This is a genomic window from Buchnera aphidicola (Takecallis arundicolens), from assembly GCF_964058945.1.
GTDB classification, from domain to species: Bacteria; Pseudomonadota; Gammaproteobacteria; order Enterobacterales; family Enterobacteriaceae; genus Buchnera_L; species Buchnera_L aphidicola_AH.
The window spans coordinates 269,130-283,557 of sequence record NZ_OZ060369.1; the positions used below are offsets into that span (position 1 = coordinate 269,130).

Annotated in this window: 13 protein-coding genes; 10 read left to right on the forward strand and 3 right to left on the reverse strand. The window is 22.9% G+C overall.

The genetic code is table 11. From position 1 onward, the window contains the following. The first annotated feature begins 12 nt into the window (after positions 1-12). The 8 genes from rpmF (at position 13) to ptsG (ending at position 6,200) form a co-directional block, all read left to right on the forward strand. Positions 13-195 carry a 50S ribosomal protein L32 gene (gene rpmF / locus AB4W50_RS01225; RefSeq protein ID WP_367676964.1) on the forward strand — a complete coding sequence of 61 codons (183 nt, stop codon included), beginning with the start codon at positions 13-15 and terminating at the stop codon, positions 193-195. Positions 196-311: 116 nt separating this feature from the next. Then, the gene (locus tag AB4W50_RS01230; RefSeq protein ID WP_367676965.1) at positions 312-1,256 is read left to right on the forward strand and encodes an ACP S-malonyltransferase; all 945 of its coding nucleotides are present in this window, start codon (positions 312-314) and stop codon (positions 1,254-1,256) included. Then, positions 1,243-1,977: a 3-oxoacyl-ACP reductase FabG gene (fabG, locus tag AB4W50_RS01235; RefSeq protein ID WP_367676966.1), complete on the forward strand. Its 735-nt coding sequence runs from the start codon at positions 1,243-1,245 to the stop codon at positions 1,975-1,977. Before AB4W50_RS01230 ends, fabG begins: the two co-directional genes overlap by 14 nt. A 72-nt stretch (positions 1,978-2,049) precedes the next feature. Then, positions 2,050-2,283, forward strand: coding sequence for an acyl carrier protein (locus AB4W50_RS01240; RefSeq protein ID WP_367676967.1), 234 nt, complete (start codon positions 2,050-2,052; stop codon positions 2,281-2,283). Between the two features lie 15 nt (positions 2,284-2,298). Continuing rightward, positions 2,299-2,964 carry a dTMP kinase gene (gene tmk, locus AB4W50_RS01245; RefSeq protein WP_367676968.1) on the forward strand — a complete coding sequence of 222 codons (666 nt, stop codon included), beginning with the start codon at positions 2,299-2,301 and terminating at the stop codon, positions 2,962-2,964. Further along, on the forward strand, positions 2,937-3,923 hold the full coding sequence (locus AB4W50_RS01250) for a DNA polymerase III subunit delta' C-terminal domain-containing protein (protein ID WP_367676969.1): 987 nt from the start codon (positions 2,937-2,939) through the stop codon (positions 3,921-3,923). Before tmk ends, AB4W50_RS01250 begins: the two co-directional genes overlap by 28 nt. A gap of 18 nt (positions 3,924-3,941) precedes the next feature. After that, positions 3,942-4,724, forward strand: coding sequence for a TatD family hydrolase (locus AB4W50_RS01255; protein ID WP_367676970.1), 783 nt, complete (start codon positions 3,942-3,944; stop codon positions 4,722-4,724). 45 nt (positions 4,725-4,769) lie between these two features. Then, the gene (ptsG, locus tag AB4W50_RS01260) at positions 4,770-6,200 is read left to right on the forward strand and encodes a PTS glucose transporter subunit IIBC (protein WP_367676971.1); all 1,431 of its coding nucleotides are present in this window, start codon (positions 4,770-4,772) and stop codon (positions 6,198-6,200) included. 875 nt (positions 6,201-7,075) lie between these two features. Here the strand turns inward: ptsG and asnS are convergent. From asnS to AB4W50_RS01275, 3 genes are all read right to left on the reverse strand, one after another. After that, positions 7,076-8,476 (reverse strand): asparagine--tRNA ligase, encoded by a 1,401-nt coding sequence (gene asnS, locus AB4W50_RS01265; protein WP_367676972.1) that lies wholly within the window; start codon positions 8,474-8,476, stop codon positions 7,076-7,078. Between the two features lie 109 nt (positions 8,477-8,585). Further along, a complete protein-coding gene (locus tag AB4W50_RS01270) occupies positions 8,586-9,533 on the reverse strand; it encodes a rhodanese-related sulfurtransferase (protein ID WP_367676973.1) in 948 nt (315 codons plus the stop codon). A 76-nt stretch (positions 9,534-9,609) separates the two neighbouring features. Next, a complete protein-coding gene (locus AB4W50_RS01275) occupies positions 9,610-12,441 on the reverse strand; it encodes a valine--tRNA ligase (RefSeq protein ID WP_367676974.1) in 2,832 nt (943 codons plus the stop codon). A 493-nt stretch (positions 12,442-12,934) separates the two neighbouring features. Between AB4W50_RS01275 and argF the strand changes: the two genes are divergently transcribed. Continuing rightward, positions 12,935-13,966 carry an ornithine carbamoyltransferase gene (gene argF / locus AB4W50_RS01280; RefSeq protein WP_367676975.1) on the forward strand — a complete coding sequence of 344 codons (1,032 nt, stop codon included), beginning with the start codon at positions 12,935-12,937 and terminating at the stop codon, positions 13,964-13,966. A gap of 32 nt (positions 13,967-13,998) precedes the next feature. Then, positions 13,999-14,385 (forward strand): Rid family detoxifying hydrolase, encoded by a 387-nt coding sequence (locus AB4W50_RS01285; RefSeq protein WP_367676976.1) that lies wholly within the window; start codon positions 13,999-14,001, stop codon positions 14,383-14,385. Positions 14,386-14,428 lie beyond the last annotated feature (43 nt).

Below are 14,428 nucleotides of genomic sequence, written 5' to 3' on the forward strand. Positions count from 1 at the left end.
GGAAATGTAAATATGGCAGTGCAAAAAAGTAAACCAACTCGTTCAAAAAGAGGCATGAGAAGATCTCATGATAAACTATGTATGCCCACTTTATCACAAGATAAATTTAGTAAAGAAATTCATATACGTCACTGCATGACAAAAAAATTTTTTTATCAAGGTAAATCTATTTTTAAAAAAAATAATACTAATTAATATATTTTAAAAAACTTTAACATAAATAAAAACAATTTATTTATGTTAAACATTATATTGCACAAAATAAAAAATATATACTAATAAAACTTTTGTTGATAGATAAAGGATATAATATGATTTTCAAAATAGCAATGATTTTTCCTGGACAGGGAAAACAAAATATACACCGAATATTATGTCTAAATAATCAAGATAGTATTATTAAAAAAACTTTTGAAGAAGCTTCAGAACACTTACACTATAATATCTGGAAAGCAATTCAAAAAAAAACATATATAACCAAACAAGATATACATATTCAACCAATAATATTAACTACTTCGGTAGCTATTTATCGATTTTGGAAAAAGATAGGAGGAATAAATCCTGTAATTTCTTCTGGACATAGTTTAGGAGAATATTCTGCGTTAGTATGTAGTGATGCAATTACATTTTTAGACGGATTAAAAATAGTAAAAAAAAGAGAAATTATAATGAAAAAACAAATGAAAGGATTAGAAACACAAATGCAAGCTATTATTGGATTAGAAAAAAAAATAATACTAAAAATATGTAAACAAAATTCATGTAAAAAAAGTGTTAACATTGCAAATATTAATTCTAAAAATCAAATTGTTATTTCAGGATATAAACAATCTGTACAAAAAACAAGCATAATATGTCAAAACATGGGTGCAAAAACTATCATATTACCAATTAATATAGCTGCCCATTGTAATATTATGAAAAAAATTAAACGAAAATTTACGAAACAAATAAAAAAAATAAATATTCAAAAAACTAAATATCCAGTTATCAATAGTATCTCAGTTAAACAACAAATTTCTAAACATACTATTCGTAAATCATTAGTAAAACAATTATTTCAACCCGTACAATGGGAAAAAACAATGAATGTAATAAATTCAATGTCAAATATCATATTAGAAATGGGAACGAATAATATTTTAACAAATTTACACAAAAAAAATTATGTCAATATAATACCGATGAATACTATTCAAAATATTAATCAAACATTAAATTTATTACATAAAACTAATCATGCAAAAAAATAAAAAAATTGCTTTAATTACTGGAGCAAGTCGGGGTATTGGAAAAGAAATTGCAAAAACTCTATCTAAAAATAAGATTTTTGTTATTGGTAGTTCTAAAAATATAAATGGTAAAAATATTATAGATAAACAATTAAAACATAATGGATTTGGTATAATTTTAGACCTAAATAATCTAGAACAAGTATCACATTGTATACAAAATATATATAACCAATTTAAAAAAATTGATATCTTAATTCATAATGCTGCAGCTAAAAATGATAAATTATTAATTAATATGCACTTATGTGATTGGAATAACACTTTTAAAGTTAATTTAACAGCTATATTTCTTATTACAAAAATAATTGTAAGAAATATGATAAAACAAAAATATGGTAGAGTTATTATAATAAGTTCAGTTTCTGGATATACTGGAAACATTGGACAAATAAACTATTCAGCATCAAAATCTGGAATAATTGGATTCAATAAAACACTCGCTTTAGAAGTTGCTTCTAAAGGTATTACATCAAATGTTATTGCACCAGGTTTTATAGATATAGGAATGACTAAAACAATGACAGAACGTCAAAAAATAAAGTGCTTATCCAAAATTCCAATGAAAAAATTTGGTTCCGCAAAAGATATTGCTGCTATAGTATTATTTTTAACATCAAAATACTCATCATATATTACCGGACAAACTATTCATGTAAATGGCGGAATATATATGAATTAAATTTATAACATACATATTCAAAATTTCAATGATTGTATATAATAAATATATTTACTGATAAAAAAAAATATTATGAAAAAAATTAAATATGAAATAAAGAAAATTATTTCTAATATTATGAATATTAAAATAGAAAAAATAAATGAAAAAACTAACTTATTTGAAGAGTTAAAAGTTGATTCTTTAGATATGATTGAAATTACTATGGCTATAGAAGAAAAATTTGAAATTGAAATACCAGATTCAGATCTTGAAAATCTTTATACAATTGACCTTATTGTACAATATCTTCAAAAAAATAAATAGAATTTCATCAATTCAATGAAAAATATTATTTATAATAAAAGTAAATTTATTATTTTAGAAGGACTTGATGGATCAGGTAAAACGCATGCTTGTCAATTAATTAAAAAAATTTTAGAAAAATACAAAATTCCACATATTGTAATTCGTGAACCTGGGGGTACACCTTTAGCAGAAAAAATTAGGAATCTTATAAAAAATTTTTACACATATGAAATAATTAACCAAAAAACAATCCTTTTACTTGTTTATGCCTCCCGTATGCAATTAATTCAAAATATAATTGCACCAGCATTGAAAAATAATATTTGGGTAATATCAGATCGGTATGAATTATCTTCATTTGCATATCAAGGTGGTGGTTTTAAAATTAAAAAAGAATTAATCATATTTTTAAAAAAAATCATTGTTAAATCTTATTTACCAGATTTAACTATATATTTAGATATTATACCAAAATATGCATTACATCGCATGATAAAAAGAGGAAAATTAGATACAATTGAAAATAATAACATTAATTTTTTTCAAAGAACTCGGAATACTTATTTACATTTAATTTCTAAAAATAAAAATAGCTTAACTATTAATGCTAATCTAAAAATAGATATTGTACACCAAGATATAAAAAATAAATTAAAAAAATGGTTAAGAACATGCAAAATATATGGTACCCGTGGTTAAACTTAACTTATAAAAATATTATTACAAATTATCAAAATAAAAAATTACATCATACAATATTAATAGAATCATATAATATTCAAAATACATATAAAATAATATGGGCTGTAATTAGATGGATATTTTGTAATAAAAAAAATGGAAAAAAAAGTTGCGGAAAATGTACAGGATGTATCCTAATTAAAACAAAAAATCATCCTGATTTTTACATTTTACACTCTAAAAATACAAACCAAATATTTGAAATTAACAAAATTCGTAATATTATTAAAATTATAAAAAATACTGCACAACAAAGTCATGATAAAATTTTATGGATTCCAAATTATACATCATTAACAATATTTAGTATTAATGCATTATTAAAAATTATAGAAGAACCACCTAAAAATACTTTTTTTTTTATTGGTAATATATTATATAACAAAATACACTGTACATTCAAAAGTAGATGTGTATTTTACCAAATATTTACACCAAATGAAAACATCGGATTATCTTGGCTAAAAGAAAATACTACAATAAAAAAAAAAAATTGTTTAATTGCATTACGTATTAATAATTATGACCCTGAATTAGCAAAAAATTTCATACAAAAAAAAAATTGGATTGAAAGAATACATTTCTATGAAGATATTACTGATGCAATTAATAAAAATAATTTTTTAATGCTCTTACCAAAATTAAACACCACTGATGTATTAAATAAAATTTATTGGATAATATTATTATTGTGGGACAGTTTAAAGTTAAAAACAAATATTTTTACGTACTTCATTAATACAGATCAAATATATTTAATTCAAAATATATCAAAAAAATATTCATATATTACATTAAATAATATATTATATTCGTGGATACAATGCCGATATCAATTAATAACCATTGATAATATAAATTATGAATTGTTAATTTTACAACAATTATTAAAATGGCAAATTTTAAAGAAAAGATAATCACTTAAGAGAATATATATGGATTTAATTGATTCACACTGTCACTTAAACACGATTGTATCAAAATATCATCATAATATTCAAGATATATTAAAACAAGCATATGATAATTCTGTAAAAATAATTTTAAATGTTGCTATATCTATTAATGATTACAAAAACTCTTATAAAAATTTCAAAAACAAAAAAAATATTTTACATAGTTGTGGTATTCATCCTTTACATAAAAGTATTAATGAAAAAAATAATATAAATATATTAGAAAATATTATTTCTAATAATAATAACATCATTGCATTAGGTGAAACTGGTCTTGATTTTCATTATGAAAATACTACAAAAAATATTCAAATAGATTCATTTAAAAAACATATTTATTTAAGTATAAAATATAATATACCGATAATTATACATACGCGAAATGCACAACAAGAAACAATAAATATTTTATCTTCGCAAGAATCATTATCTTGTACTGGTGTTATACATTCTTTTACAGGCGATAAAGATATGGCAAGAAAACTTTTGGATTTAGGATTTTATATTTCCTTTTCTGGAATTATAACATTTAAAAATGCATTACATGTAAAAGAAATAGTAAAATTTATTCCAAAAAATCGATTACTCATTGAAACTGATGCACCTTATTTAACACCAGAACCATATCGAGGTAAATATAATCAACCAGCAAACTTATTACATATTGCACAATATGTTTCTGCATTAAAAAATATTACTGTTATAGATATATCAAGAATTATTAAAAAAAATTTTTATTCATTATTTCATATATCTAAATAATATAATAATAAATTTAAATAAAAATATATTTAGGAAATATTATATATGTTAAAAAATCTATTTTCAAATTTACAAAAATTAGGTAAATCTTTAATGTTACCAGTTTCAGTATTACCAATAGCAGGTATTTTATTAGGAGTAGGATCAGCAAATTTTACGATTATATCTCCAATAGCATCACATATTATGGCAGCAGCAGGAGGTGCCGTATTTAAAAATATACCATTAATTTTCTCTATAGGTATTGCATTAGGTTTCACAAATAATGACGGCGTAGCTGCATTAGCAGCAGTAGTTTGTCATGAAATTATGACTCAAACAACATCTATTATGATCCCAATTGTTTTAAAAAGTAATGTGCTTTGTACAAATAACCAACATTTTTGTGATATTGGTGTTTTAGGAGGTATTATCTCCGGAACAATTACAGCATATTTATTTAATCAGTTCTCAAGAATTGAATTACCAGAATATTTAGGTTTTTTTGCTGGTAAACGTTTTATTCCTATGATTGCAGGATTATGTGCAATATTATTTGGTTGTATATTATCGCTAATATGGCCACCAATTAGTAAAGTTATTCAAGCATTTTCACAATGGGCAGCTTATCAAAATCCTATGCTTGCATTTGGTATCTATGGTTTTGTAGAACGTATGTTAGTACCATTTGGGTTACACCATATTTGGAATGTCCCGTTTCAAATGCAAATAGGAGAATATAAAAATTCTCTAGGACAAATTTTTCATGGTGATATTGCAAGATACATGGCTGGAGATCGTACTGCAGGAAAATTAGCAGGAGGATTTTTATTTAAAATGTATGGATTACCGGGAGCAGCTTGTGCTATCTGGCGATGTGCACATAAAAAATACCGCTCTAAAGTTGGTGGTTTAATGATTTCTGCAGCATTAACAGCATTTTTAACTGGAATTACAGAACCCATTGAATTTTCATTTTTATTAACTGCACCGATATTATATTTTATACATGCAATTTTAGCAGGTCTTGCGTTTCCTATATGTATTTTATTTGGTATGAACGCAGGGACAAGTTTTTCTCATGGATTAATTGATTTTATAATATTAAGCGCACAAGGAAAATCTATATGGTTATTTCCAGTGGTTGGTGTTGCATATGGTTGTATTTACTATATCATATTTTACACATTAATAAAATATTTCAATTTTATCACTCCAGGAAGAGAAAACTTTAGGGATAATATCATTATTCAACAACCAAAAAAATTAGCACCATTATTAATTCAGGCGCTAGGAGGAATAAATAATATTCAACATTTAGATGCTTGTATTACACGAATTAGAATTACTGTTTATAATGTTAATTTAGTTAATCAAATTCAAATAAAAAAACTTGGTGCATCTGGAATAGTAATTTCCGGACTCGGAATACAAATTATTTTTGGTACTAAATCAGATAATATCAAAAGCGCAATGGATGATTATATGAAAAAATAAAATAAAAAATATACATCTTAATAACTACTATTATGATGTAATACATGCATAATAGTAGGAAAAACAAAATATTACGTATTTTAAAATTTGAGAGTCATACCACCTTCTAAAACATTATTTACTGTTAATAAGTACACAGTATAATGTTTACAATTTCGAAATTATTTTCAAGTATAAAATTATATTTTATTATAATACGATTTTACTGCTGTATTACATGTATTAAATATACTTATTATCTTTTTTAGATAAATCATCATGTTTTGATAAACATAATTCATTTAACAAACATGATTCATAAATACATGCATACTAAATAATACTGGCAGTAAAATTTAGCTTAAAATGATATTCCGATAATAATTCAAGTGCTTTACATTATAATGCATTTCATATTCTAACTGAAAAATCGATTTATTTTTACATTTATAAAAACTAGATTTATATTATTAAGAATATCTATTAGTTTATTAAGTTTAAACTTATCATATTCAACATGATATCCTATAGTAAAATAATTAAAAATATGGAAATTACAGTTTATACCAAATATTATCAAATTTAATAAATTATTACAATGCCTATTTTTAATATTATTACTTTGGAAAGTATATAACATATTTTTTTTATTTATAAAAGTATTCAGTTGAATACGCGTTTTATTATTTGTGTAAATTATTAATCCACTTACTACATTAATTGATAATAACATTAAAAAAATGATTATCATAAAATTTTTTATATTTATCATATCCATAATCTCATATATATATATTAAAAAATATTTATTAAGATATTTATTTTTAATATTATTATAATAAAAAAATAATATAAGGATATTATATATCAAAATAAAGTATTTGAATAGTAAATTTTTAGCATAATGCATGATTGACAGTACGCGGAAATGGAATTAAATCTTTAACATTTTGTACGCCAGTAATATATGATATTAATCTTTCAAAACCTAACCCAAAACCAGCGTGAGGAACACTTCCATAACGACGTAAATCAATATACCAAGAATAATCTATTTTATTTAAATGTAATTCTAAAATTCGTTTTTCTAATAATTTTTGACAATCTTCTCGTTCTGATCCTCCAATAATTTCTCCTACATTAGGAACTAAAAAATCCATTGCAGCAACAGTATTACAATCTTTATTTAATTTCATATAAAATGCTTTTAAATTTTTAGGATAATTTTTAATAAAAACCGGAGAATGAAAATAATTATTAACAAGGTATTTTTCATGTTCTGAAGATAAATCAGTACCATGAGTAATTTTATATCGAAATTTTTTTTTAGATTTCAGTAAAATTTTAATAGCATCTATATATTCAATTTGAATAATTGGAGAATGTAAAAAATTTTCTAACCTATGAAAAATATTTTTATCAATGTTACTATAAATAAACTCTATATCTAAAATATTATTCTGTAAAATATATTGAATAACATATTTTATAATATCATATGATAATTGTATTATATCTCCTAAATTACAAAATGATCTTTCAACTTCTAACATCCAAAATTCAGCTAAATGACGTGTAGTATTAGAATTTTCGGCTCTAAAAGTTGGTCCAAAAGTATATACTTTAGTCATAGCGCAAGCATAAGATTCTGCTGTTAATTGACCAGATACTGTTAAAAATGTTTCCTTACCAAAAAAATCTTTTTTTAAATATTTTGACTGATTTAATTTATTATCACATTGTTCATTTAATTCTGCAGATACTCGAAACATAGAACCTGCTCCTTCTGAATCTAACGTCGTAATAATTGGTGTAGGAATCCAACAATAATGTTTACTTTGTAAAAAACGATGAATAGCGTTAAACATACCATTCCTAATTCTTGTAATTACTCCTATAAAATTAGTACGAGGTCTAAGATGAGGTATTAATCTTAAATATTCATAAGTATGTTTTTTGGAAGAAATTGGATAATTATGTGGAGACTCTACTAATCCAATAATTTTAATTTTATGAACTTGAATTTCATATTTCTGATATTTACCAATTGAATATATAATCATACCTTCAATAGATATTGAACAACCATTTGTTAGTTTTAATACTTCGGACTTATAATTACATATATTTTTATTAATAATACCTTGTATAGTATGCGCACACGAACCATCATAAATATCAATAAATGAAATACCAGATTTTGAATGCCGACGATTACGAATCCAACCAGAAAGAGTAATATATTGATTAACTAAATTACAATTTCTATATATATCATGAACCAATATTTTTTTCATATTTTAATATACCTTATTATCTTGTAAAATAGAAAATATTATTTTTTTGATAAATCTTAAAAATAAATGTTATATATATGATATTAAAAATACATGAAATTATATTAAATCATTTTACAATAAAAATATCATGTATTTTACAAAATTTAGAACAATATCTATTATATTTTATTTGACAAACTCTACACTGAATAAATAAACGGTGACACGTATGTTTCCTACAATTAATATAAATATCGCAATGAATGTTACAGTTTTTACATCTAGATAAAATATGTTCAGATATTTTTTCAGTCATTCTGTAATCAAAAACAAAATTTTTACCCTGAAATTTTATTAAAAAATTATTCTTACGAGATTCATTAACATAATTTAAAATACCACCTTTTATCTGATATACATTCTGAAAGTTATTATACTTTAACCATGCAGTAGCTTTTTCACAACGAATTCCACCCGTACAATACATAACAATATTTTTATTTTGATATTTTTTTAAAAAATTAACAATAATTTTTAATTGATCACGAAAAGTTGATCCAGGTATATGTATTGCATTTTGAAAATGTCCAATGATATATTCATAATCATTACGCATATCTACACAAATTGTATTAGCTTGATTTAACATTTTGTTTACATTATGAATTTCAACATATTTTCCAATATTTTTATCATTAAAAAAATTATCTAATAAACCATCAGCAACAATTTTATTACGTACTTTCACTTGTAAAACCCAAAAGGATTTTTTTTGATTTAATGCGTAATTAATATGTACATCTTGTAAATTCTTATTTATATTATATAAACAACTTGTTAAAAAATATACTTTGTTTTTTAAAATATTAATCTGTGCATTAATTCCTTCTTTAGCAACATATATTCTTCCAAAAATATTTAGTTTTAAAAACTCATTATATATTATATTTCTAAGTTCATATGGATTATTTATATAAAAATATTTATAAAACGATAATGTAATACGGTGTTCATGACTTTTTAAAAAAACAGATTTTAAATCTTTTTTACAAGAAATATTGTGTAATATTAACATCTATCTTTCCATTTAAAAAATAAATTCTAAATAAATATCTAGAATTATACAAGAATATTAAATCAGGATATTATTTCTATATTGTATCATCACGATGTTGTATTAATTGTTTTAACAGCACTTGTTTTGCATTAACTATATCTTTTGGTGCTTTATCTAAAAATACTTTATTAGATAAAATTTTATTTAAAGAGAAAATTTTTTTGTTTAATTGATTTATTTTTTGTTTTTTATAATGTAACATTACTTGATTATTTAATTGACCATCAAATACAAAAAATATTTTATTATCATAAATCGTTTCTACAACAGCATGATCTGGAATATGATAATTTATATTAACAAAATCAATTTTTTCTAAAAAAGTAAATTTTTTAATAATTTTATGATTTAATTCTACCACTTTTTTAAATGTAATATTAAATCCTGAAATAAATAAATGTAATAAAATATTATTATTAATATTAAAAGTAATACGAGTTTTCCGAACAAATAAAATAATTTTTTGTAAACATGTCATAATATGCATAGTATCCTTACATATCATATCAAAATTAGTAATAGGAAAACGCTGTAACATAATAGTATTTTCTTTTATAAATAATAAATTTTTTATTTTTTTCCAAATATATTCTGTAATAAATGGAATCATTGGATGTGCCATCCGCAAAAATATTTCAAAAACATATACTAATACATATTTCGTTCTTTGAATTTCCTGACTTGTTCCTATTTCGAATATCACTTTAGAAATTTCTAAATACCAATCACAAAATTTATGCCAAAAAAAATTATATAATACATTTGAAGAAAGATCAAACCTATAATTCTCTAATTCTGTCCGATATAATTGTATTGTATTATTTAACTCAGATAGTATCCATACATCAAAAAATGCAAAAAAATTATTATCTGATTCATATGATAAATTTTTTACTCTAATATTCATTAAAATAAACCGACCTGCATTCCAAATTTTATTACAAAAATTTCTATATCCTTGTAATTGATTAATATCCCAATTCATATTACGAGTTATTGATGAATACGAAGAAAATGTAAAACGCAATGCATCAGCACCAAATCCTTTAATTCCTTCTGGAAACATCATATTAGTATTATTTAATATTTTCTTTAAATCACTTGTTTTTGTACTATTTATAGTACGTTTTTTTAATAAATTTTTTAAACTAATTCCATCAATCACATCAAGTGGATCTAACACATTCCCTTTCGATTTAGACATTTTTTGTCCAAATTCATCTTTAATTAAACCAGTAATATAAACATTTTTAAAAGGAATTTGAGGATTACTAGACTTGTCTTTCAACAAATGCATAGTCATCATAATCATTCGAGCAATCCAAAAAAATATAATATCAAAACCACTTACAAGAACATTTGTAGGATGAAAATTTTGTAATAATTTTTTATTTTTTGGCCAATCTAAAGATAAAAAACTCCATAAACTAGATGAAAACCATGTATCTAATACATCCAATTCACGCGTTATAATTCTATCTTTTGGTATTACATATTTCATCCGTATATGCTGTTCATCATATCCAACATATATATTACCTAAATTATCATACCACGCCGGTATACGATGTCCCCACCATAATTGACGAGAAATACACCAATCTTGAATATTATTCATCCATGACAAGTATAAATTTTTATATTGTTTTGGAAAAAAAACAATTTGACCATCTTGAACTGCTTTTATAGCTTGTTGAGACAATTTTTTAGTACGTAAATACCATTGGTCAGTCAACATACATTCAATTTCCGAACCACTCCTATCGCCATATAAAACAATAATATTAGTTTTTATTATACTATCTAATATTTTTTCATCCTGTAATATACTAAGTATTTTTTTTCTTGCTTGTAAACGTGTTAATCCTTTTAAATTCTGAGGCAATTCTGTATCATATATTTCAGTATGGCAACCATTTATATCATATACACTACAGGTGTTACAAATTTTACCATCAGTTGTGAAAATGTTAATCAACGGTAATTTTTTACGTATTGCAACATCATAATCATTAACATCATGTGCTGGAGTAATCTTCACACATCCTGTACCTTTTTTCATATCAACAAAGGAATCACTAATTACAGGAATAATTCTATTAATAATTGGAACCATTACAAATAATCCAACAAAATTTATATACCTAATATCGTCAGGATGTACTGCAATTGCAGTATCTCCTAATAATGTTTCTGGACGCGTTGTAGAAATGATTAAATATTCTTTTCGATTAATTTTTCCTGAGTTATCCACTAAAAAATATTTAATATTCCACATATTACCTAATATAGAACGATGTTCTATTTCTAAATCAGATAAAACTGTCTGTAATTTTATATCCCAATTAGATAATTTTTTTTTACGATAAATTAAACCATGATCATACAAATTAATAAATGCTTTTTTAACACCTTGTTTTGAAATATCATCTAAAGTAAATCTTATTCTATTCCAATCAACAGAACTACCTAATCGTTTTATTTGATAATTTATATTAAAATCATTTTCTTTTTTCCATTTTAAACATTGATTTAAAAAATTTCTACGACCAAATTCTTGTAAATCTTTTCCATACTGTAATTTAATTTGTTTTGATACAAGAATTTGTGTTGCAATACCTGCATGATCCACGCCCATTTGCCACAAAGTATTGTATCCTTGCATACGATGATATCGTATCAGAATATCCATAATAGTTTGTTGAAATGCATGACCCATATGTAAATTTCCTGTAATATTTGGAGGCGGCATAATTATACAGAAATTTTTTTTTGTAAGGCTGGTATTTGCAGAAAAATACCCATTTTTTTCCCAAAATTTGTATAACATTTCTTCAATGTCTTTTGGATTATATTTGTGTTTCATATTTTAAAATCTCATAAATAAACTTAATACAAATATTTTACGTATATTTATAACAGTAAAATACATGATAGTCATGAATTGAAAAGTTTTATTTTGAACATATACTATACCTAAAAATTTTATACTTCTTGTATTCATATAATATTTTAATTAAACATATTTTTATTAAAATATATATATAATATAACGTGTATTGAATTATTTTTTAAAATTATGATATTACAATAACTATAATAATCATATTAAATATATATTATATTTATTATATAGAAATAAATTTAAAATATAGTAATTTTTATAAAGTCAAACTGTAAAATAAATTAAAAATATTTTCAAACAATATAATATATATAATATTATAAAAATAATACAATATTATATAATAGACATAAAATACATTAAATTTTAAAAAACATATATTATAAATAATATTATTATTATTACATTATCAATATATAATATTTAAATGATTAATAGATATTATGTAATACGTATGAATAACTTATATAAAAAACATTGTTTAAAAATAAAAGATTTGACAAAACATGAAATTAATCAAATTATTAACTTAGCAGAAGTAATAAAAAAAGCACGTAATAAAAAACAAGAAATAAAATATTTAAAAAATAAAAAAATTGCTTTAATTTTTGAACAAGAATCTACTCGAACAAGATGTTCATTTGAAGTTGCTGCTTTTGAACAAGGTGCACAAGTTACATACCTTGGTGCAGGTAATACACATCTAGGTTACAAAGAATCTATCTCTGATACAATGCAAGTTTTGAACAGATTATATAATGGTATTGGATATCGAGGCATCCACCACAATAATATTAAAATATTATCACATTATTCTAAAATACCAATTTGGAATGCATTAACGAAAAAATATCATCCAACACAATTATTAGCAGATTTATTAACAATAAAAGAAAATACTATTAATAAATCAGTGTCTGAAATAACACTAGCATATGTAGGTGATGCTTCAAATAACATTGCTAATACATTATTAGAATTAGCATTAATTATAGGTTTTAAATTGCATTTAGTAGCTCCTAAAGAATATTGGCCAAAATCTGATGTAATACAAAAAATGTATAAAACAAACAAAAAAAAATTTCTATGTACTGAAAATATTAAAGAAGGTGTAAAAAAAGCTGATTTTATTTATACCGATGTATGGGTTTCAATGGGCGATAAAAAAAATGAATGGGATAAAAAAATTAATTTACTAAAAAAATATCAAATTAATCAAAAATTATTATCATATACAAAAAATTATAATATTCAAGTCTTGCATTGTTTACCAGCTTTACATGACCAAAATACTATAATTGGAAAAAAATGCTCAACATTATATAACTTACCTGACGGTATTGAAATTACAAATGAAATATTTCAATCACATAAAAAAATTATTTTTAATCAATCTGAAAATAAATTGCATACTATTAAAGCTTTAATGATACTGACATTAAAGAAAAATATCGATTATATATCTACAAAACAAACCAACATATAAAATATTTATAAAAATCCAATTATGGAGATATAATGCATAATATTATTTATACAAAATCAGCACCTAAACCAATTGGACCATATAGTCAGGGTATTAAGAGAAATAATATTGTAATGACATCTGGACAGATTGCAATTAATAAAAATAATCAAATTATATCAGATAATATTGTTGAACAAGCTAGGGTAATTTTACAAAATATAAAAAATATTATACAAAAATCAGGCCTACAAATTAATGATATTATAAAAATGACTATTTTTGTTACTCAATTAAATGAAATGAATGAAATTAATGTCATTTATAATGATTTTTTTCAAACACATAATGCAAGATTACCGGCTAGAACATGTGTTGAAGTCAGTAATTTACCTAAAAATGCAAAAATCGAAATTGATGCTATTGCAATACAGCATTAACTACAAAATATGCCACATTGTGGCATAAAATATATATAAACTG

What these genes read in the sequence shown, in the direction of transcription:
- rpmF (WP_367676964.1), top strand. Translation starts at nt 13, where the DNA reads ATGGCAGTGCAAAAAAGTAAACCAACTCGTTCAAAAAGAGGCATGAGA.
- AB4W50_RS01230 (WP_367676965.1), top strand. Translation starts at nt 312, where the DNA reads ATGATTTTCAAAATAGCAATGATTTTTCCTGGACAGGGAAAACAAAAT.
- fabG (WP_367676966.1), top strand. Translation starts at nt 1,243, where the DNA reads ATGCAAAAAAATAAAAAAATTGCTTTAATTACTGGAGCAAGTCGGGGT.
- AB4W50_RS01240 (WP_367676967.1), top strand. Translation starts at nt 2,050, where the DNA reads ATGAAAAAAATTAAATATGAAATAAAGAAAATTATTTCTAATATTATG.
- tmk (WP_367676968.1), top strand. Translation starts at nt 2,299, where the DNA reads ATGAAAAATATTATTTATAATAAAAGTAAATTTATTATTTTAGAAGGA.
- AB4W50_RS01250 (WP_367676969.1), top strand. Translation starts at nt 2,937, where the DNA reads ATGCAAAATATATGGTACCCGTGGTTAAACTTAACTTATAAAAATATT.
- AB4W50_RS01255 (WP_367676970.1), top strand. Translation starts at nt 3,942, where the DNA reads ATGGATTTAATTGATTCACACTGTCACTTAAACACGATTGTATCAAAA.
- ptsG (WP_367676971.1), top strand. Translation starts at nt 4,770, where the DNA reads ATGTTAAAAAATCTATTTTCAAATTTACAAAAATTAGGTAAATCTTTA.
- asnS (WP_367676972.1), bottom strand. Translation starts at nt 8,476, where the DNA reads ATGAAAAAAATATTGGTTCATGATATATATAGAAATTGTAATTTAGTT.
- AB4W50_RS01270 (WP_367676973.1), bottom strand. Translation starts at nt 9,533, where the DNA reads ATGTTAATATTACACAATATTTCTTGTAAAAAAGATTTAAAATCTGTT.
- AB4W50_RS01275 (WP_367676974.1), bottom strand. Translation starts at nt 12,441, where the DNA reads ATGAAACACAAATATAATCCAAAAGACATTGAAGAAATGTTATACAAA.
- argF (WP_367676975.1), top strand. Translation starts at nt 12,935, where the DNA reads ATGAATAACTTATATAAAAAACATTGTTTAAAAATAAAAGATTTGACA.
- AB4W50_RS01285 (WP_367676976.1), top strand. Translation starts at nt 13,999, where the DNA reads ATGCATAATATTATTTATACAAAATCAGCACCTAAACCAATTGGACCA.